General features: G+C 65.3%; 15 protein-coding genes. 7 read left to right on the top strand and 8 right to left on the bottom strand.

Annotation, left to right across the window (positions count from 1 at the left end):
* Window positions 1-26 precede the first annotated feature (26 nt).
* From AB4Y31_RS13460 to hemC, 3 genes are read right to left on the bottom strand one after another with little or no spacing between them, the layout of a single operon-like run.
* Window positions 27-1220, bottom strand: a complete 1194-nt coding sequence (locus tag AB4Y31_RS13460; protein WP_368674305.1) for a heme biosynthesis protein HemY — start codon at window positions 1218-1220, stop codon at window positions 27-29.
* A 2-nt stretch (window positions 1221-1222) separates the two neighbouring features.
* Window positions 1223-3289 carry a fused uroporphyrinogen-III synthase HemD/membrane protein HemX gene (gene hemDX / locus AB4Y31_RS13455; RefSeq protein ID WP_368674304.1) on the bottom strand — a complete coding sequence of 689 codons (2067 nt, stop codon included), beginning with the start codon at window positions 3287-3289 and terminating at the stop codon, window positions 1223-1225.
* Window positions 3290-3297: 8 nt separating this feature from the next.
* Window positions 3298-4281 (bottom strand): hydroxymethylbilane synthase, encoded by a 984-nt coding sequence (gene hemC, locus AB4Y31_RS13450; RefSeq protein WP_368674303.1) that lies wholly within the window; start codon window positions 4279-4281, stop codon window positions 3298-3300.
* 178 nt (window positions 4282-4459) lie between these two features.
* Between hemC and ppc the strand changes: the two genes are divergently transcribed.
* Window positions 4460-7324: a phosphoenolpyruvate carboxylase gene (ppc, locus tag AB4Y31_RS13445; RefSeq protein WP_368674514.1), complete on the top strand. Its 2865-nt coding sequence runs from the start codon at window positions 4460-4462 to the stop codon at window positions 7322-7324.
* A 185-nt stretch (window positions 7325-7509) separates the two neighbouring features.
* Here ppc and AB4Y31_RS13440 read toward each other — a convergent pair whose 3' ends face one another.
* Window positions 7510-8262, bottom strand: a complete 753-nt coding sequence (locus AB4Y31_RS13440; RefSeq protein WP_368674302.1) for a class I SAM-dependent methyltransferase — start codon at window positions 8260-8262, stop codon at window positions 7510-7512.
* A 283-nt stretch (window positions 8263-8545) separates the two neighbouring features.
* On the opposite strand from AB4Y31_RS13440, the gene AB4Y31_RS13435 reads away from it, so the two are divergent.
* The 6 genes from AB4Y31_RS13435 to AB4Y31_RS13410 all read left to right on the top strand — a co-directional run bounded on the left by AB4Y31_RS13435 (window position 8546) and on the right by AB4Y31_RS13410 (window position 13779).
* Entirely contained in the window at window positions 8546-9469 is a 924-nt protein-coding gene (locus AB4Y31_RS13435) for a helix-turn-helix transcriptional regulator (RefSeq protein WP_368674301.1), read from the top strand.
* A 151-nt stretch (window positions 9470-9620) separates the two neighbouring features.
* A complete protein-coding gene (locus AB4Y31_RS13430) occupies window positions 9621-10262 on the top strand; it encodes a sigma-70 family RNA polymerase sigma factor (RefSeq protein ID WP_368674300.1) in 642 nt (213 codons plus the stop codon).
* A 1-nt stretch (window position 10263) separates the two neighbouring features.
* On the top strand, window positions 10264-11097 hold the full coding sequence (locus tag AB4Y31_RS13425; RefSeq protein ID WP_368674299.1) for an anti-sigma factor: 834 nt from the start codon (window positions 10264-10266) through the stop codon (window positions 11095-11097).
* Window positions 11098-11268: 171 nt separating this feature from the next.
* Window positions 11269-12687 (top strand): argininosuccinate lyase, encoded by a 1419-nt coding sequence (argH, locus tag AB4Y31_RS13420; protein WP_368674298.1) that lies wholly within the window; start codon window positions 11269-11271, stop codon window positions 12685-12687.
* Window positions 12688-12770: 83 nt separating this feature from the next.
* Window positions 12771-13370, top strand: a complete 600-nt coding sequence (locus tag AB4Y31_RS13415; RefSeq protein WP_107151899.1) for a DNA polymerase subunit beta — start codon at window positions 12771-12773, stop codon at window positions 13368-13370.
* Window positions 13342-13779: a DNA-binding protein gene (locus AB4Y31_RS13410; RefSeq protein WP_368674297.1), complete on the top strand. Its 438-nt coding sequence runs from the start codon at window positions 13342-13344 to the stop codon at window positions 13777-13779. The genes AB4Y31_RS13415 and AB4Y31_RS13410 overlap by 29 nt, the downstream gene beginning before the upstream one ends.
* Before the next feature lie 56 nt (window positions 13780-13835).
* On the opposite strand, the gene AB4Y31_RS13405 is transcribed toward AB4Y31_RS13410, so the two are convergent.
* From AB4Y31_RS13405 to dcd, 4 genes are all read right to left on the bottom strand, one after another.
* Window positions 13836-14054: a hypothetical protein gene (locus AB4Y31_RS13405; RefSeq protein ID WP_368674296.1), complete on the bottom strand. Its 219-nt coding sequence runs from the start codon at window positions 14052-14054 to the stop codon at window positions 13836-13838.
* 133 nt (window positions 14055-14187) lie between these two features.
* Window positions 14188-14946, bottom strand: a complete 759-nt coding sequence (locus tag AB4Y31_RS13400) for a lysozyme inhibitor LprI family protein (protein ID WP_026230117.1) — start codon at window positions 14944-14946, stop codon at window positions 14188-14190.
* 2 nt (window positions 14947-14948) lie between these two features.
* Window positions 14949-17228 carry an Orn/Lys/Arg decarboxylase N-terminal domain-containing protein gene (locus AB4Y31_RS13395; RefSeq protein ID WP_368674295.1) on the bottom strand — a complete coding sequence of 760 codons (2280 nt, stop codon included), beginning with the start codon at window positions 17226-17228 and terminating at the stop codon, window positions 14949-14951.
* Window positions 17229-17343: 115 nt separating this feature from the next.
* The gene (gene dcd / locus AB4Y31_RS13390) at window positions 17344-17913 is read right to left on the bottom strand and encodes a dCTP deaminase (protein ID WP_018443101.1); all 570 of its coding nucleotides are present in this window, start codon (window positions 17911-17913) and stop codon (window positions 17344-17346) included.
* Between the last annotated feature and the right edge of the window lie 90 nt (window positions 17914-18003).

The following is an 18003-nucleotide window of genomic DNA, read 5'->3' as shown; positions in this document are numbered from 1 at the left end:
CGGCCGCGCGCTCGGGAGGAGACATCTCAGACGACGTTCATCGCGAGCGCGCTCGCACGGTAATGCTCGTTCGCGCGCGTCGTGTCGCCCAGCTCCTCGAAAAGCCGCGCGAGCGCGCGATGCGTGCGGATCGTCAATGCTTCATTGTCGTTCGAGAGCCGCAGCGCGCCTTCGAGGAACGATTGGGCCTTGCCCCAGAGCTGCTGTTTCAGGCACAGACGGCCGAGCGTGAACAGAAGGTCCGCATCGTCGGGCCGCGTCTTGTGCCACGCCTCGGCCTTCTGGATCAGCGGCACGGCATCCCCCGCCACGGCGTCCGGGTAGCGGCGCAAAAGCCGCGCGTCCCAGTTGTGCTGCAGCGCGTCCTCGATGATCTTGCGCCCCTCCTCGTGCCGGTTCAGCGCGATCAGCAACTCGGCCGCGAGATCAGCGAGCCGCGGCGACTGCCGCTCGGCCGCCGATAGGGACTGCCAAAGCGCGAGCAAGGCTTCGGGATCGTGACGCCGGTCGCGCAGCAGGTTCTCGGCGGCCTGCTGGCGCAGCCGGACCGCGACGGCCGGATGGATCGCCTCGCGCTTTTCGAGCGTCTTCACGAGCTTGAGCACTTCGCCCCAGTTCTTCGCCTGCTGGTGCGCACGCAGCGCGATCTGCTGCGCGTGAATGCGGCGCGCGCCCTGCGACTGCATTTCGGTCAGCGCGGCGAGAGCGCCATCGGCATCGCGGCCGTCGGCGCGCATGTCGGCGCTCGCCATCAATCGCGCGTCCTGCCAGTCAGGCGCGTCGATGGCCGCGAGCCATTCGTCGCGCCGCGTGTACTCGCGCATCCGATGCGCGGCGCCTGCAGCGATAAGGTTAGCCGCGCCCTTGTTAGCGTCGTTCGAGAGGGCTTCGCGCGCGGCCTTCTCAGCGCGCGAGAACCGGCCCGCATAAAGATTGCCGATCGCTTCGCGCAACGCCGCATGCGCCTTCGCTGTGCGCGAGCGCGCCCGGTAGGCCGCCACGCGTTGCGGCATCATCCAGACGTTGCGGACGATCCGCGTGAGCGCATAGAGCGCGACGAAGATCGCCACGATCGCGACGACGAAGAAATTCAGCGAAACGTCGACGCGATACGGCGGATAGACGATCAGCACCTGGCCCGTATCGAACCGCCCCACCGTCGCGAGCAGTGCCGCCACCACGAACAGGAGTGCGAGCCACAACAGTCCCCTCACCGCCATCGTCACCTCCCGGCCTTCGCGTTGTGCACCGCTTGCAGGCTCGCGTTGATGTCGGGCGCCTGCACCGATGCCGCGCCGTCGCCGACTTGCTTCAAAAGTTCGCGCACGGTGCCCGTGCTTTTCGCCGAACCGTCGAAATAGCGCGTGAGCGCCGCATCGGCCGCCTGCAGGTCGGACTTCAGCGTCGTCTGGTCGCGCGAGAGCAGCGCGATGCGCGCCGACAAGAGCCGCAGCTTCACGTTGTCGCGCACGAACCGGCCCTGATCGGGCGAGGCCAGCATCGCGTCGGCATTGTCGATTCGCCGCACCGCCACGACGCTTCTCAATTCGGCGCCGACGGCAGCCGAAACGGTTCGCCACCAGGCCTTCCAGCGCGGTTCGCCCGCCACGGCCGAACTCGCCGCCGCGGGGGCCGCCGTATTCGGCGCCGCGTGAACGACCGGGGCTTCGCCGGCGAGCGGCAGCGAGTCGATCCGCGCGATCGCATCGTCGAGCTTGATCGCAAGGCCCGCGAGGTCGACGGACGGCACGCTCTTCAGCTTGTCGATGTCTTGTGCAATCGCGCGGCGCACGACGAGCGCCTGCGGGCTCGCCAGCGCCGCGAGCCGCGCATCGGCGCTTTGCAGCGCCGCCAGCGCGAGCTGAGTATTGCCCGTGAGCTGCAACTGCTCGCTCGCCGCCGACAGCATCTGCTCGACTTCCGCGAAGGTCCAGTCGTCGCGATTGCGCGCGAGATCGTCATATTGCTTCTGCAAGGCCTGCTGCGCCGTCTGCGCATCGGCGAGCTTGCCCTCGAGCTGCGAGAACTGCCCGCTCATCTGATGCACGGACGCAAGCGCTTCGTCCATCTTCAAGCGCAGCTCCGCAGCTTGCGTGTCGAGCGCCTGCTGGCGCGCGGCCATACGGGCGTCGAGCCGGTCCATCTTGCGGTTGAGCGCGTAGGCGCCGATGCCCGTGGCGATCGCGACGAGCACCACCACGAGCCATAGCAGTACGCCACCGCCGCGGCGCCGCGGTTCGTCATAAGGGAACGGGACATTGGGCGGCAGCGGCGGCACGGCCGACGGCGGCGGTGGAACGGTCCTGGGTGAATCGTGGTTCGAATCAGTCATGCGCGAATGAGCCGAGGGTGAGGCGTGAGCCGGTTGATCGAGGGATGCGCGAGACGATGCCGACAAGCCGCGCAACGCCGTAGCGATACGCTCGTCGCCGGGGCCGGATGGCGTAATCCTATCAAAACCCAACTCCCGCGCCGTCTCGGCGATGCGCGGGTGCGGAACGACGAAAGGGGCGCGCGCAAGCGCCGCCCGCTCCGTTTCGGTCAGATGCGCACGGGCGAGCACCGCGAGATTGCGCACGCCCTCTGAGCTCGTCAGCAGCCATGCGTGCGGCGTGCCTGCGAGCAGCGCGCGGATGCGCGACCACGCTTCGGACGACGGTTGCGGGACCACGCGGCGATAGGCGGCGACATAGTCGACTTCGGCACCCGCCTCGCGCAAGCGATCGGCGAGCCATTCGCGCCCGCCGTCGCCGCGCACGATCAGCACGCGGCGGCCATCGAAGCCGTGTTCGCCGAATCGGGCCATGAGCGAGGCCCAGAGCGCTTCCGAATCGAAGCGCGTGCCTTCCTCCGCGCCCGCCGACCCATTGGCCTGCCCGGCGCTCGCCGCCGTGTCGTCGCCGGGGAGCGCGCCGAAGTCATGTTCGCCTCCGCTCGAGCCGGCGTCGCCGCGATCGGCTCCCCTCGGACAGAGGACTTCATACACCGGCGTCGCGATGCCGTGCCGCGCGAGCGCGGCGATGCTGCCAGGGCCGACCGCGCCGACGGGGATGCCGCGCGGCCACGCACCGTCCAACCGCGCGAGCGCATGATCGATCGCATTGGGCGAAACGAAGACGACGAGCCCGTACTGTTCGAGCGCCGCGAGCGCGGCGCGAAGCGGCGCATCGTCCTCGACCGCGGAGATCGCGATGAGCGGAAACTCGAGGACGGCCATGCCGTCGCGGGCCAGCCGCGCCGCGAGTCCGGCCGACTGACCGGCGGGACGCGTGAGGACGGCCGTGAACATGGCGCCCGTCAAACAGCCGACTCGCCCGGCCGCTGCGCCGCGAGCACGGCGACGATCTCGCGCGCCCCTTGCGCCTCGAGCGCGCCTGCCACTTCACGGCCGAGCGCCTGCGCCTCCCCGGCGTCGGCAACGCGCGATTCGGCTTCGGCCGCGGCGATGCGCGAGCCATCGGGCATCGAGACACGACCCGCCAGGCGTAAAACGCCGCCGTCCCAGCGCGCATAAGCCGCAAGCGGCACGTCGCAACTACCGCCGAGCGCGCGCGACACGGCCCGCTCAGCCGTGACCGCAAGGGCCGTCGCCTCGTCGTTCAGCGGTGCCAGCCACGCCGCGAGCTCGGGTCTGCCTGAGCGAATTTCGATGCCGAGCGCCCCTTGCCCCGCCGCCGGCAAGCTTTCGGCCGCATCGAGGTAGCCGCGAATGCGCGCACCGAGCCCGAGCCGCTTGAGGCCCGCGGCGGCGAGAATGATGGCGGCGTAGTCGCCGCGATCGAGCTTCGCGAGCCGCGTATCGAGATTGCCGCGCAGCGGCTCGACGGCGAGATGCGGATAGCGGGCGCGCAGCATCGCCTCGCGACGCAGGCTGGACGTGCCGACGACGCTGCCGGGCGGCAGGGCATCGAGCGCCGCATAGGCGTTCGAGACGAACGCATCGCGCGGATCCTCGCGCTCCATGATCGCGGCGAGCGAGAAGCCGTCGGGCAACTCCATCGGCACGTCTTTGAGCGAATGGACGGCGAGATCGGCGCGACCGTCGGCGATCGCATTCTCGAGCTCCTTCACGAAGAGCCCCTTGCCGCCCACCTTCGAGAGCGTGCGATCGAGAATGCGATCACCGCGTGTCGTCATCCCTAGAATTCGCACGTCGCAAGATGGATATAATTTGTGCAGCGTGTCGCGCACGTGCTCGGCCTGCCACATCGCGAGACGGCTCTCGCGCGAGGCGATGACGAGCGTGGCGGGTGGCGCGCAATGATGCGTCTCGGAATTCATCGACAGATACTTCGAATGACGGGATCGAACATCGAAGAATGGTAGCACGCACGCCTTGCCCCCTTTTTCGCGACGGCCGCGATGCCGCCGCGCTTCACTGAGGAAACCCATCGTGACGTCCCCCGGATCGGCGCGCGCTGCCCGCCGCACTAACGATGCATTGCCCGTTTCAGCGACGGTGCCCCCTGCTTCCGCAGGCGCGCTCGTGCAACCGAAGCCCGCCGGCCGCGGCCGCGAAGACAAGGATCAGCCGCTCTTTCAGGACATCCGCTACCTCGGCCGCCTGCTCGGAGACGTCGTCCGCGAGCAGGAGGGCGACGCTGTCTTCGAGGTCGTCGAAACCATTCGCCAGAATGCCGTGAAGTTTCGTCGCGAGGACGACAGCAGCGCCGCACTCGCCCTCGAGAAGCAATTGCGCGCGCTCACTCCGGCAGAGACCGTGAGCGTCGTGCGCGCATTCAGCTACTTCTCGCATCTCGCCAACATCGCCGAGGATCGTCATCACAACCGGCGCCGCCGCATTCACGCGCTGGCGGGGTCGGCGCCGCAGGCGGGCACGATCGCCTACGCGCTCGAGCGGTTCGCGCTCGCGGGCACCATCGACGGCGAAGCGCTGAAGCGTTTTTTCGACGACGCGTTGATCGTACCTGTGCTGACGGCGCATCCGACCGAAGTTCAACGCAAGAGCATCCTCGACGCCCAGCACCAGATCGCGTGGCTGCTGGCGGAGCGAGACCAGCCGTTGACCGCACGCGAGCGCGCTCGCAACGAGGCGCTGTTGCGCGCACGCGTGTCGACGCTCTGGCAAACCCGTATGCTGCGCGACTCGCGGCTGACCGTCGCCGACGAAATCGAAAACGCGCTTTCGTATTACCGCGCGACGTTCCTGCGCGAAATTCCGGCCCTTTATGCCGACATCGAAGAGGCGCTAGCCGAACGACATCAGCTCGAAGCGCGCCTGCCGCCTTTCTTTCAGATGGGCAGCTGGATCGGCGGCGATCGCGACGGCAACCCGAACGTGACCTCGGAGACGCTCGAGCATGCGCTGAGGCGGCAGGCCGCCGTCATCTTCGAGCATTACCTCGAGGAAGTGCATGCGCTCGGCGCCGAGCTTTCCGTCTCGAACCTGCTCTCGGGCTGCAGCGACGAGTTGAAGGCGCTCGCGCAGGCGTCGCCCGATCAATCGCCGCATCGCGTCGACGAGCCCTACCGGCGCGCCCTGATCGGCATCTATACGCGGCTCGCGGCAAGCGTACGCGTGCGGCTCGGAGAAGGCACGGTGCCGTTGCGAGGCGTGAGCCCCGGCGTGCAACCTGTGCGCGCGACACCGTATGCGGATGCTTCCGAATTCGCGCGTGATCTGAATGTCCTGATCGATTCGTTGAACGCGCATCACGGCGAATCGCTCGTCGGCACGCGGCTCGCCCCCCTCGCGCGCTCGGCCGAGGTTTTCGGCTTTCACCTTGCGAGCATCGACTTGCGGCAAAGCTCGGACGTGCACGAGGCCGTCATCGCCGAACTGTTCAAGCGCGCGGACGTCCACGACGACTATGCATCGCTGCCCGAAGCCGACAAGCTGCGTCTGCTGCTGGCGGAGCTCGAGCAGCCGCGCCTCTTGCGCTCGCCTTATCTCGAGTACTCGCCGCTCGTTCGCAGCGAGCTCGGCGTGCTCGAGATGGCGCGCGTCGTGCGCGAGCGCTTCGGCGCGCGCGCCGTGCGCAACTACATCATTTCGCACACCGAAACAGTCAGCGATTTGGTCGAGGTCCTGCTGCTGCAAAAGGAAACCGGTCTGCTCGAAGGCACGCTCGACGGCAAGCACGCCGGCGCACGCAGCGCGCTCATGGTGATTCCGCTGTTCGAAACGATTCCCGATTTGCGCAACGCGCCAGTCATCATGCGCGAGTACTTCGAGCTGCCCGGCGTCAAGCCGCTGATCGCGCACCAGGGGAGCGAGCAGGAAGTCATGCTCGGCTACTCGGACAGCAACAAGGACGGCGGCTTTCTTACGTCGAACTGGGAGCTGTACCGCGCCGAGCTCGCGCTCGTCACGCTCTTCAAAGAGCACGGCATCAAGCTGCGCCTCTTTCATGGCCGCGGCGGCACGGTCGGGCGCGGCGGCGGCCCGACCTATCAGGCGATCCTCTCCCAGCCGCCGGGCACGGTCGAAGGTCATATTCGCCTCACCGAGCAAGGCGAAGTGATCGGGAGCAAGTTCAGCAACCCCGAGATCGGCCGGCGCAACCTCGAGACGGTCGTCGCGGCGACGCTCGAGGCATCCCTGCTGCCGCACGGCAACGCGCCCGCAACCAATCTGCCCGTCTTCGAAGAGACGATGCAGGCGCTTTCCGACGCGGCGATGAGCGCCTATCGGGCGCTCGTCTATGAGACGCCGGGCTTCACCGAATACTTCTTCTCGTCTACGCCGATCGCCGAGATCGCCGAGCTCAACATCGGCAGCCGCCCGGCCTCGCGCAAGCTGCAGGATCCGAAGAATCGCCGCATCGAAGACCTGCGGGCCATTCCCTGGGGCTTCTCGTGGGGCCAATGCCGGTTGTTGCTGACGGGCTGGTACGGATTTGGCAGCGCGGTCGCCGCGCATCTCGGGGGCGCCTCCAGCGAAACCGAGCGGACGCGGCGGCTGTCGACGCTCAAGAAGATGTACAAGACGTGGCCGTTGTTCTCGACGCTGCTTTCGAACATGGACATGGTGCTCGCCAAGACCGACCTCGCCGTGGCCTCGCGCTACGCGCACCTCGTCGAGGACAAGAAGCTGCGCAAGCACGTGTTCGAGCGCATCGTCGCCGAGTGGGAACGCACGACGCAGGCACTCGAACAGATCACAGGCAAGGAGGAACGGCTCGCCGACAATCCGCTGCTCGCGCGCTCGATCAAGAACCGCTTCCCCTATCTCGATCCGCTCAACCACTTGCAGGTCGAGTTGCTCAAGCGCCACCGCGCCGGGGATACGAACGCACGGTTGCGCCGCGGGATCCATCTGACGATCAACGGGATCGCGGCGGGGTTGCGCAATACGGGGTGAGGGTGCCGTAAAAGCGTCCGATTTTCGTTACGTGGAATGTCGCGGCCGACTCCGGTCTTACACATAATGCCGCCACGACTCATCCTAGTGAGGCCATTCGGTTGGTCTTCGCTCAGGACGGAAAAGCCGCCCAAAATGGGCGGCTTTTTCATTCCGGTTGAGCATGCGGGAACGAGGAAGATCGCCTAGCTTGCCTCGATCATCGCGACATCGATCATGAACGATCCGTCGGGTTGTACGCCGAAATACTCGCGCACTTCATCGGGGGCGTTGGCCCAAAGCGACCGGATCGCCGCCGCCCGGACCTCGGGAGTGCGCATGCGCGCGACCCACTGGTCGAACTCCATCCGCAAGCGCCAGTTCTCGCGAATCCGCGCGGTCAACCCGGCGCCCGCAAAAAACGCGATCCACTCATCCGCGCCGTAGTTGCGCACGTGCGAACCGTCTCGCAATACTTCCGCCGCCTGCAAGTGCGTATCGAAGAGCGGATGCGCCGCGCTCACGACATCGACGAAAATCACCCGCCCGCGCGGCTTGAGCACCCGCCGCACTTCTGCCAGCGCACGCGGCACATCGTGCCAGTGGTGCGCCGAGAAGCGGCTCACCACCCAGTCGAACGAGGCATCGGCAAACGGCAATGCCTCGGCCGGGCCCTCTTCCGTCGCGACATTGGCAAGCCCGCGCTCGCGCGCCGCAAGAACGACGGTCGCGAGCATTTGCGGCGCGATGTCGTAGGCAATCACCGATTGGGCATGCGGCGCGACGGCAAAGCTGACGTGGCCCGCCCCGCAACCGAGGTCGAGCACCTTCGCATCGGGCGTCGACGCAATCTCGGCGGCAAGCGTCGCCAGATCCGCACCGCTCGCATGCGTAGGGCTCGCCAAATAGGCAGCGGCCGTCGAGCCGAAGGCATCGGCGACTTGATCGTGTTGTTTCATAGGGTTCCTCCGGAAAGGTCGATGACGCAAGCCACGCGAGCAGCGACAGTTGTATTGGGCAACGCTCGTCATAGGCGCGGACACGTGCTATCGACCGAGTCCGCATAACCGTCATCCAAGCGATGCGCCTGTCGCTACAATAGAGTCGTCACAGTACCGGTACAAGACAACCAGTTATCCTAGTATCAAAGCCACCCGACTATCGTCAGGCAAATAGCCGTGGCTTGCGCTTCAATCCGTTTGGCTTTTGGTTTCCGAATTGGCATTCGCAACGAGAAAAACGATGGCTAGCCCACCCACCACCCGCAACCGAGCGGCGCCTCCCGCTACGGCCAACGTCACCATCGCCGGGCGCTCAGCAAAGGCGCGCGCCTCGAAAGCCACCCCGATCACCGATACTCCGGCACGCGCGCTAGGCGAGTTCATCCGTGCTCATCGCGAGCGTCTGTCCCCGCTCGCCGTCGGCCTGCCTCCCGGACCACGGCGGCGCACGCCGGGGCTGCGTCGCGAAGAAGTCGCGCAGCTTTGCGGCGTCAGTGCGACCTGGTACACCTGGATCGAGCAAGGCCGGCCGGTGTCGGCCTCGGCCGAGGCGCTGGCGCGCATCGCAGTAGCGCTGCAGCTCTCGCGTGCCGAGCGCGCTTATCTTTTCGAGCTCGCGGGCGAACGCGATCCGGCGGAGCCCGCGCTGGCCGCCGCCGACGCGCCGGCTACGCTCATCGCGACCGTCGATCACCTCGACACGCCCGCCTACGTGCTCGATCGCCAGTGGAACGCGCTGGCTTGGAACAGGCAGGCGGCCGAGCTCTTCGTCGGCTGGCTCGACGAGCCAACCGGGCCCAACGAGGGTTCCGGCAAGGCCCAAGCGCCGGCCCACGACCGCAATTTGCTCTATTTCGCGTTTCTGGAGCCCGCCGGGCGCAGGCTGATCGTCGATTGGGAAACGCGTGCGCGACGGTTGGTCGCCGAGTTTCGCGCCGATTCGATTCGTCACCTCAACGACGCGCCGACACGCGCCTTGATCGACACCCTGGCAGCCGAAAGCGAAGCGTTCGCGCACTTCTGGGCGTCGCAGGACGTGGGGGTTCGCGAAGGTGGCGCGCGCGAGTTCGATCATCCCCGCGACGGGCGCATCGTTTACGACCAGATCACGTTCAAGCCCGCGCATCGCGAAGACTTGCTGCTGGTCGTGCTGATTCGACGCTGATCGCGGCGCGGGCGAAGGTTGTCAAGCGCGGTTAAGATAGCGGCCGACAGTGGAGATCAGCCCCTTTAATGCCGACGACCGCAACGAGGGGCTTTCTGGCGATCATGACTCCGACGAAACTGCGCGCCATGCCGCCCTTTCACCCTTCCCGATGACGACGCGTCTGCCCACCGAACCCACCCCGATAGAGCTCGCGGCGCTGCTTGCGCGTGTGGCGCTGAAGGACGCCGGTGCGTTGCGCACCCTGTATGAGTTCACCGCCGCGAAACTGTTCGGCGTCGCGCTTCGTATATTGAGCAGGCGCGAATGGGCGGAGGAAGCATTGCAGGACGGATTCATCAATATCTGGCGTTACGCCGGCGACTATCGGGAAGACCTCGCCGCGCCGTTGACCTGGATGACGGCGATCGTCCGCAATCGCGCCCTCGATTTCCTGCGCCGGCAGAAAACCGGACGGGCCGAAGCCGTCGAGCGGGAAAATGCGGATGGGATGAACTCGGCTGGCGGCGGATCGACGATCGCACTCGAGGACTGGAGCGAATCGTTCGAGGAATTGCTGCCCGGTGACGAGCGGGATCCCGCCGAGTCGGCGCTCTTGAGCGAAGCGGCGCGGCAACTCGAGATTTGCATGAAGAGGCTCGATGCGAACCAGAGGCAGGCCGTGGCGCTTGCCTACCTGCGCGATCAAAGCCACGGCGAGATCGCCCAGACGCTCGACGTGCCGCTCGGCACCGTCAAGTCCTGGGTGCGCAGAGGCCTCGAGAAACTGAAAATTTGCATGGGAGGCCAGTGAGATGGATCTGCACCGGTATCCCGATCTGATCGACCGGTTAGCCGGCGAATACGCGCTCGGCGTGCTGCGCGGCGGCGCGCGCCGCCGTTTGGAGCGGCTCGCGCAAAGCGATCCGGCCGTGCGCGCCGCCATCGACACGTGGACCGCGCGAATCGGAGCGCTCGCCGAGCTCGCGCCGGCAGTCGAGCCGCCTGCGAACGCATGGCGATCGCTCGAGCGCCGGCTCGGCCTCTCTCCGGCAAACGCGACGGTAGAAGGCCAGCAGGCCCGTGGCGGTACGTCTACGTCGATTCTTGGTCAGCGCCGAAACCCGCGTTGGTTCGAGAACCTTTCGTTCTGGCGCGGCTGGTCGATTGGCGCGACAGGCTTCGCACTCGTCGCCGCGGTCGCGCTCGCCTGGACGCTGCGTGCGTTTGCTCCGGCCACGGCGCCGACCGTTTCGCCTCAAGCGGCCAACGACGAAGTCACGACCGCCGCGGGCCGCCCCATCATCGAGCGCGTCTCCTATGTTGCCGCACTCGCCGACGTGAAGACGAACAAGACGATGGTGTTCGTCATGTGGGACGACGAAAGCGCGATGATGAGCGCGCACCGGATGAGCGGTGGCGACGCTCCGCCTCCAGGCAAATCGGAGCAGCTTTGGGGGATCCCCGAGCACGGACAGCCTGTGTCGCTCGGCATGCTGCCGCCGGGTAAGATCGTTCATATGAAAGTGCGCGGAATGAGCGCATTCGTGAAGCTTGCCGTGTCGATCGAGCCGCCGGGCGGCTCGACGAGTGCCAACGGTCCGAGCGGCCCCGTCGTTTGCACGGGTAAGCTGATGTCGACGGCTTGAGCGCGTCTTCGTCTTGACGAATCGCGCCGCCTGGCAACCCCGCGTTGCGCGGTGGCGCCTCGGCGCAATGATAAAATCGAGCGTTTCCCTGCGGGCATAGTACTGAGTACTGGCCACTGAGGCCACCGCATCAGCGAACATCGCCTCGATCCACCCAACGGTCCCACCACCATGACGTCCCAACTGCACAAAAAGAGCGAAGCCTGGTCGGCACGCTTCTCCGAACCGATGTCGGAGCTCGTCAAGCGCTACACGTCGTCGGTCTTCTTCGACAAGCGGATGGCGCTCGTCGACATCGAAGGCTCGCTTGCGCACGCGAAGATGCTGGCGGCGCAGAAGATCATCAGCGCCGACGATCTTGCCGCCATCGAGCGCGGCATGGCGCAGATCAAGGGGGAAATCGAGCGCGGCGAGTTCGTCTGGCAGCTCGATCTCGAAGACGTCCACCTCAATATCGAGGCGCGGCTCACGGCGTTGGTCGGCGATGCGGGCAAGCGTCTGCATACGGGCCGTTCGCGCAACGATCAGGTCGCGACGGACATCCGGCTCTGGCTGCGCGGCGAAATCGACCGCATCCGCGGTTTGCTCGGCGATCTGCGTCTGGCGCTCGTCGAGCTTGCCGAACAGCACGCGGGGACGATCATGCCGGGCTTCACGCATCTGCAGGTCGCGCAGCCCGTCACGTTCGGCCATCACCTGCTCGCCTACGTCGAAATGTTTGGCCGCGACGCGGAGCGCATGCGCGATTGCCGCGCGCGTGTGAACCGCCTGCCGCTCGGCGCGGCGGCGCTCGCAGGCACGAGCTATCCCATCGACAGACACGCGGTGGCGCGTACGCTCGGCTTTGACGGCATTTGCGCGAACTCGCTCGACGCGGTCTCGGACCGCGACTTCGCGATCGAATTCGCCGCCGCGGCCGCGCTCGTCATGACGCACGTATCGCGTTTCTCGGAGGAGCTCGTGCTCTGGATGAGCCCGCGCGTCGGCTTCATCGATCTCGCCGATCGCTTCTGCACGGGATCGTCGATCATGCCGCAGAAGAAGAATCCGGACGTGCCCGAGCTCGCGCGCGGCAAAACCGGGCGCGTCAACGGCCATCTGATGGCATTGCTGACGTTGATGAAGGGGCAACCGCTCGCCTACAACAAAGACAACCAGGAAGACAAAGAGCCGCTTTTCGATACCGTCGACACGGTCGCGGACACGCTGCGGATCTTTGCCGAGATGGTGGCGGGCATTACGGTGAAGCCCGAAGCGATGCGCGCGGCGGCTCTGCAGGGGTTTTCGACGGCGACCGACCTCGCCGACTACCTCGTCAAGCGCGGGCTGCCGTTTCGAGATGCGCATGAAGCCGTCGCACACGCCGTGCGCGTCTGCGTGGACCGGCAGTGCGACTTGGCCGACCTTACGCTGGATGAAATGCGTCGCGAGTTGCCGAACGTCGCGCATCTGATCGGGGAGGATGTCTTCGACTATCTGACGCTCGAAGGTTCTGTGGCAAGCCGCAATCACCCCGGCGGCACGGCGCCGGAACAGGTGCGGGCGGCCGCCAGCGCGGTTCGGAAGGCGATAGCGGCGGAGCGGCAATAATAGGGTCGGCTAGCGGCCACGCTGCGGCGACAGTATCGTTTCTCGCGGATTCGTAGCTAAACGTGCTACATTTGTAGCCGATCATGCTACAGACACCCTCGGACGTTCTTTTTAGCCACTACCGCCGCCGCGTGCTGAGCCTCCTGTTGCTGCATCCTGAGAAGGCATATCACGTTCGCGAGATTGCTCGTTTGACGGGGACCGTCGCTGGAACGCTTCACAAGGAGCTGAGCAAGCTCGGCGACGCGGGCATTCTCAGCCGCGAACGAAGAGGCAATCAAATTCTCTACTGCGCCAACCGAAGCTCGCCGATTTTCGAGGAGTTGGCGAGCATCATGCGCAAGACAGCCGGGCTTGCAGACGTATTGGCCGAAGCGCTAGCCCCACTGTCGAAGGGGATCGAAGCTGCATTCATCTATGGATCAGTCGCGCGTGCCCGAGAAAGCGCGGCCAGCGATGTCGATGTCATGATCATCGGCTCGATCAGCTTCGCCGATGCCGTGCGTGCACTGTACGAGGCGCAAACCACCATCGGTCGCGAGATCAACCCAAAGGTGCTGACTCCGTCCGAATGGACCGACGCTATACGTAATCTGGAGCCGTTTCTGATAGATGTCATGGGCAAACCAAAAATCTTTCTGATTGGTAATGACCATGACATTGGAGAACTTGCTCGGCGTTAGCCTCGACGCCGTTCAGCCCGACCGCGGACACGTTGCCAGACTTCTCGCCGCAGCCGAACGGAATCTGGCCGACGCGAGGCTAGCTGGCCTCAGCAGCGAAAATCGATTCGATGCTGCATATAAAGCTGTCATGCAATTGGCGATGTTGGCACTGCACGCGCACGGCTACCGTACTTTGACGAGCCGCTCCGGACATCATCAGACGGCGATTCAAACGCTGTCAAAGACGGTCGGTCTTTCCGCGGAGCGGGTCATCGTGCTTGATGCTCTGCGCAAACAGCGCAACCTGTCGGACTACTCGGGCGATCTCGTCTCTGATTCGGCGGTGAGAGCCTGCATCGAGAGCGCGACCGAACTGCTTTCCGACGTCAAGCAATGGCTCGAACGCAATAAGCCGGAACTGATCTGACCATTCCGCCGGCGTGACGCGCGGCTCGATGTCCCCAGGCGTTGCACCCGGGGGCCTTAGCCGCCTCGCTCAATCGCCCCCACCGTATCCGACAACCGCTTGAAAGTGGCCACGCGCCCGCCGATTAGATCCACGCGATCGGTTTCCGAGCCGAGCCCCGCGGTCGCATCGAAATAGCTGCGCCAGGCGGGTTGCGCGCGTGTCAGCACGGTGCGCGACTGCGCCGGCAGCTTCACGCCCAGCCGATGCACGGAGCGATTCCGGTCATAGCGCATGTTCGCAGGCCGTATCGGCCGTGCAAGACCGCATACGCGAAGACTTCTGTTCCGACTTGGGTAAGAGCCAGTAGCCAGATTTGCAGCCAACTAGGACGAGTGTTTGAGAGATGGCTACTGGCAAACCTTCTCCTCAATCCCCCCCCACCGTATCCGACAGCCGCTTGAACGTCGCGACGCGCCCGCCGATCAGATCGACGCGATCGGTTTCCGACCCGAGCCCCGCGGTCGCATCGAAATAGCTGCGCCAAGCGCGTTGCGCGCGCGTCAGTACGGTGCGCGACTGCGCCGGCAACTTAACGCGCAGCCGATGCACGTAGCGATTCAAATCGAATAGCGCATGCTCGCACGCAGCATCGGCCGTGCAAGACCTCATACGCGAAGACTTTTTCTCCGACTTAGGATCGGACGCGCTTGCCGCCACGCCCGTCGCCTGCGCCTGAAACTGCGCCGCCGCGCGCCGCAGTTGCAACGCACGATCGCGCACGGGCTGCAATAGCACGTTCGCTTCGGCGATCAGGTACGACGAGCCGTCTGTCGTGGCAAATACGGCATGCACGAGCGATGCCTCCTGCTCGCGCCAAGTCAGCCACCGCTTCTGGCTCTCCTGCCAGCCGCGCCGTGCCTTGTCCGGCGCATTGGCGATAATCGACCGGTAAGCGGAATCGATCGCCGCCTCCCACGAAGCGCGCGCCGCGTCCATGCACTGCGCTTGGCCCGCGGGCGTCGAACGATCGGCCCGTGCGAGGCAAGCGCGCATCGCCGTATCGATCGGGTCCGCGGGGGCGGCTTCCGCGCGCCCGAGGGTGGGTATGGCAGCGCCGTAAAGAACGGCGACGGCCGCGGCAACTGTCAACAGCGCGCGGCCGAAGCTTCGGTCGGCAACACTCATCGTCAGGTCCGCACGCAATCGACGAAATACTCGAAGCGCCCGTTGACCGGTTCGGCAACGAGCCCGTGAATATCGGTCGAAAACCCGGGGAAGCGCTCGTTGAAATCGCGCGCGAACTTCAGGTAGCTGACGATCGTCTTGTTGAACCGCTCGCCCGGAATCAAAAGCGGAATGCCGGGCGGATAAGGCGTCAGCAACACGCTGGTGACGCGCCCTTCGAGCTCGTCGATCGGCACGCGGTCGATCTCGCGATGCGCGAGCTTCGCGAACGCATCGGACGGCTTCATCGCGGGCTCCATGTTCGAGAGATACATCTCGGTCGTGAGCCGCGCGATGTCGTTTGCGCGGTAGACGCTATGAATCGCCTGACACAGATCGCGCAGCCCCATGCGCTCGTAAGCGGGATGCTGCGCGACGAATTCGGGCAGCACGCGCCAGAGCGGCTGGTTGCCGTCGTAGTCGTCCTTGAACTGCTGCAGCTCCGTCACCATCGAGTTCCAGCGGCCCTTCGTGATGCCGATCGTGAACATGATGAAGAACGAGTAAAGGCCCGTCTTCTCGACGATGATGCCGTGCTCGGCCAGATACCTCGTCACGATCGCGGCCGGAATGCCCGTCTCGCCGAAATCGCCCGCCAGATCGAGGCCCGGTGTCACGATCGTCGCCTTGATCGGATCGAGCATGTTGAAGCCCTCGGCGAGCGGCCCGAAACCATGCCACGGATCATTCGCGCGCAGCACCCAGTCCTCGCGCGAGCCGATCCCCTCCTCGGCGAGCGCCTCCGGCCCCCAGACCTGGAAGAACCAATCGTCGCCGTACTCGGCGTCGACCTTGCGCATCGCGCGCCGGAAGTCTAGCGCCTCGGCGATCGACTCCTCGACGAGCGCCGTGCCGCCCGGCGGCTCCATCATCGCGGCGGCCACGTCGCACGAGGCGATGATCGCGTATTGCGGGCTCGTCGACGTATGCATCAGATACGCCTCGTTGAAGCGGTGCCGATCGAAGGCACCGTCGGCCGAATCCTGCACGACGATTTGCGAAGCCTGCGAGATGCCGGCGAGCAGCTTGTGCGTCGAGTGCGTCGCGAAGACGAGCGCGCCCGTGCGTGGGCGTCCCGCGCCTATCGCGTGCATGTCCTTGTAGAACGGATGGAATTCGGCATGCGGCAGCCAGGCCTCGTCGAAATGCAGTGTATCGAGGAAGTCGCCGAGCAGATCCTTGATCATCTCGACGTTGTAGACGACGCCGTCGTAAGTGCTTTGCGTGATCGTGAGGATCCTCGGCTTCAGGCGCGGGTTCTTCTCGAGCGCCTCGCGCGCGAACGGATTCGCCTGGATCTTCTTGCGGATGTTCTCGGGCCTGAACTCGTCGAGCGGAATCGGCCCGATGATGCCGAAGTTGTTGCGCGTAGGCGTGAGGAACACGGGAATCGCGCCCGTCATCGTGATCGCATGGAGGATCGACTTGTGACAGTTGCGATCGACGACGACGATGTCGCCCGGCGCCACCGTCGCATGCCAGACGATCTTGTTCGACGTCGACGTGCCGTTCGTTACGAAAAACAGATGGTCCGCGCTGAAGATCCGCGCGGCGTTGCGCTCGGACGCCGCCACGGGGCCGATATGATCGAGCAGCTGCCCCAGCTCGTCGACGGCGTTGCAGACATCGGCGCGCAGCATGTTCTCGCCGAAGAACTGGTGGAACATCTGGCCGAGCGGGCTCTTCAGGAACGCGACACCGCCGGAGTGGCCCGGGCAGTGCCACGAGTACGAGCCTTCGTCCGCGTATTTGACGAGCTCCTTGAAGAACGGCGGCGCAAGCGAATCGAGGTAGACCTTCGCTTCGCGCACGATATGGCGCGCGACGAACTCGGGCGTGTCCTCGAACATGTGAATGAAGCCGTGCAGCTCGCGCAGGATGTCGTTCGGCAGATGGCGCGAGGTGCGCGTCTCGCCGTAAAGAAAGATCGGGATGTCCGCGTTGCGGCGCCGCACTTCGGTCACGAACGCGCGCAGCTCGATGATCGCCGTCGCGAGCTCGGGCAGCTCGCCGTCAGGTCCGGTCTCGCCGAGCATGAGCTCGTCGTCGTCGAGCGACAGGATGAAGCACGACGCGCGGCTCGACTGCTGCGCGAACGAGGTGAGGTCACCATAGCTCGTCAGCCCCAGCACCTCGACACCCTCGCCCTGGATCGCCTCGGCGAGCGCCCGGATGCCGGAACCCGAGATGTTCTCGGAGCGAAAGTCTTCGTCGATGATGACGACGGGGAAACGAAACTTCATGAAGCATCTCCAAAAACAAGGACCGCCGGCCCGGTTTCAGCTCCGTGCCGAGCGGTCGCTCGAACAACCTGACAGCTTCTCGCCGCTATGCGTCAACAGTATGACGGACGACGCGTTACGTCTTCGGCAGCGTGACGCCGTGCTGCCCCTGGTACTTGCCGCCGCGGTCCGCGTACGAGACCTCGCACACCTCGTCGCTCTCGAAGAAGAGCACCTGTGCGACACCCTCGTTCGCGTAGATCTTCGCCGGCAGCGGCGTCGTGTTCGAGAACTCGAGCGTCACATAGCCTTCCCACTCGGGCTCGAACGGCGTCACGTTGACGATGATTCCGCAACGCGCATACGTGGATTTGCCGAGACACACCGTCAACACATTGCGCGGAATCCGGAAGTACTCCACCGTGCGCGCGAGCGCGAACGAGTTCGGCGGAATGATGCAGACGTCGCCCTTGAAATCGACGAACGATTTTTCGTCGAAGTTCTTCGGGTCGACGATCGTCGTATTGATGTTCGTGAAGATCTTGAATTCGTCCGCGCAGCGAATGTCGTACCCGTAGCTCGACGTGCCGTAGCTCACGATCTTGCGGCCGTCCTCGGCCGTGCGCACCTGATCGGCCGTGAACGGCTCGATCATCTTGTGCTCTTCGGCCATGCGCCGAATCCACTTGTCGGATTTGATTGTCATAAAGGTGTGGTTAGCCTCGGAGACTGCCTTTCACTGCTCGCTGGTTTCAATCGCCTCGCGGCGTCCGCCGCCCGTCGTTCACTGCCGCGC

The sequence above is a fragment of the Trinickia sp. EG282A genome, assembly GCF_040965455.1.
GTDB lineage: Bacteria > Pseudomonadota > Gammaproteobacteria > Burkholderiales > Burkholderiaceae > Trinickia > Trinickia symbiotica.
This window is presented reverse-complemented; position numbering and strand designations above follow the sequence as displayed.

Bases quoted from the DNA above. Each gene is read 5' to 3' on its own strand.
- AB4Y31_RS13460 (WP_368674305.1), bottom strand. From the start codon at position 1,220: ATGGCGGTGAGGGGACTGTTGTGGCTCGCACTCCTGTTCGTGGTGGCG.
- hemDX (WP_368674304.1), bottom strand. From the start codon at position 3,289: ATGTTCACGGCCGTCCTCACGCGTCCCGCCGGTCAGTCGGCCGGACTC.
- hemC (WP_368674303.1), bottom strand. From the start codon at position 4,281: ATGAATTCCGAGACGCATCATTGCGCGCCACCCGCCACGCTCGTCATC.
- AB4Y31_RS13440 (WP_368674302.1), bottom strand. From the start codon at position 8,262: ATGAAACAACACGATCAAGTCGCCGATGCCTTCGGCTCGACGGCCGCT.
- AB4Y31_RS13435 (WP_368674301.1), top strand. From the start codon at position 8,546: ATGGCTAGCCCACCCACCACCCGCAACCGAGCGGCGCCTCCCGCTACG.
- AB4Y31_RS13430 (WP_368674300.1), top strand. From the start codon at position 9,621: ATGACGACGCGTCTGCCCACCGAACCCACCCCGATAGAGCTCGCGGCG.
- AB4Y31_RS13425 (WP_368674299.1), top strand. From the start codon at position 10,264: ATGGATCTGCACCGGTATCCCGATCTGATCGACCGGTTAGCCGGCGAA.
- argH (WP_368674298.1), top strand. From the start codon at position 11,269: ATGACGTCCCAACTGCACAAAAAGAGCGAAGCCTGGTCGGCACGCTTC.
- AB4Y31_RS13415 (WP_107151899.1), top strand. From the start codon at position 12,771: ATGCTACAGACACCCTCGGACGTTCTTTTTAGCCACTACCGCCGCCGC.
- AB4Y31_RS13410 (WP_368674297.1), top strand. From the start codon at position 13,342: ATGACATTGGAGAACTTGCTCGGCGTTAGCCTCGACGCCGTTCAGCCC.
- AB4Y31_RS13405 (WP_368674296.1), bottom strand. From the start codon at position 14,054: ATGCGCTATGACCGGAATCGCTCCGTGCATCGGCTGGGCGTGAAGCTG.
- AB4Y31_RS13400 (WP_026230117.1), bottom strand. From the start codon at position 14,946: ATGAGTGTTGCCGACCGAAGCTTCGGCCGCGCGCTGTTGACAGTTGCC.
- AB4Y31_RS13395 (WP_368674295.1), bottom strand. From the start codon at position 17,228: ATGAAGTTTCGTTTCCCCGTCGTCATCATCGACGAAGACTTTCGCTCC.
- dcd (WP_018443101.1), bottom strand. From the start codon at position 17,913: ATGACAATCAAATCCGACAAGTGGATTCGGCGCATGGCCGAAGAGCAC.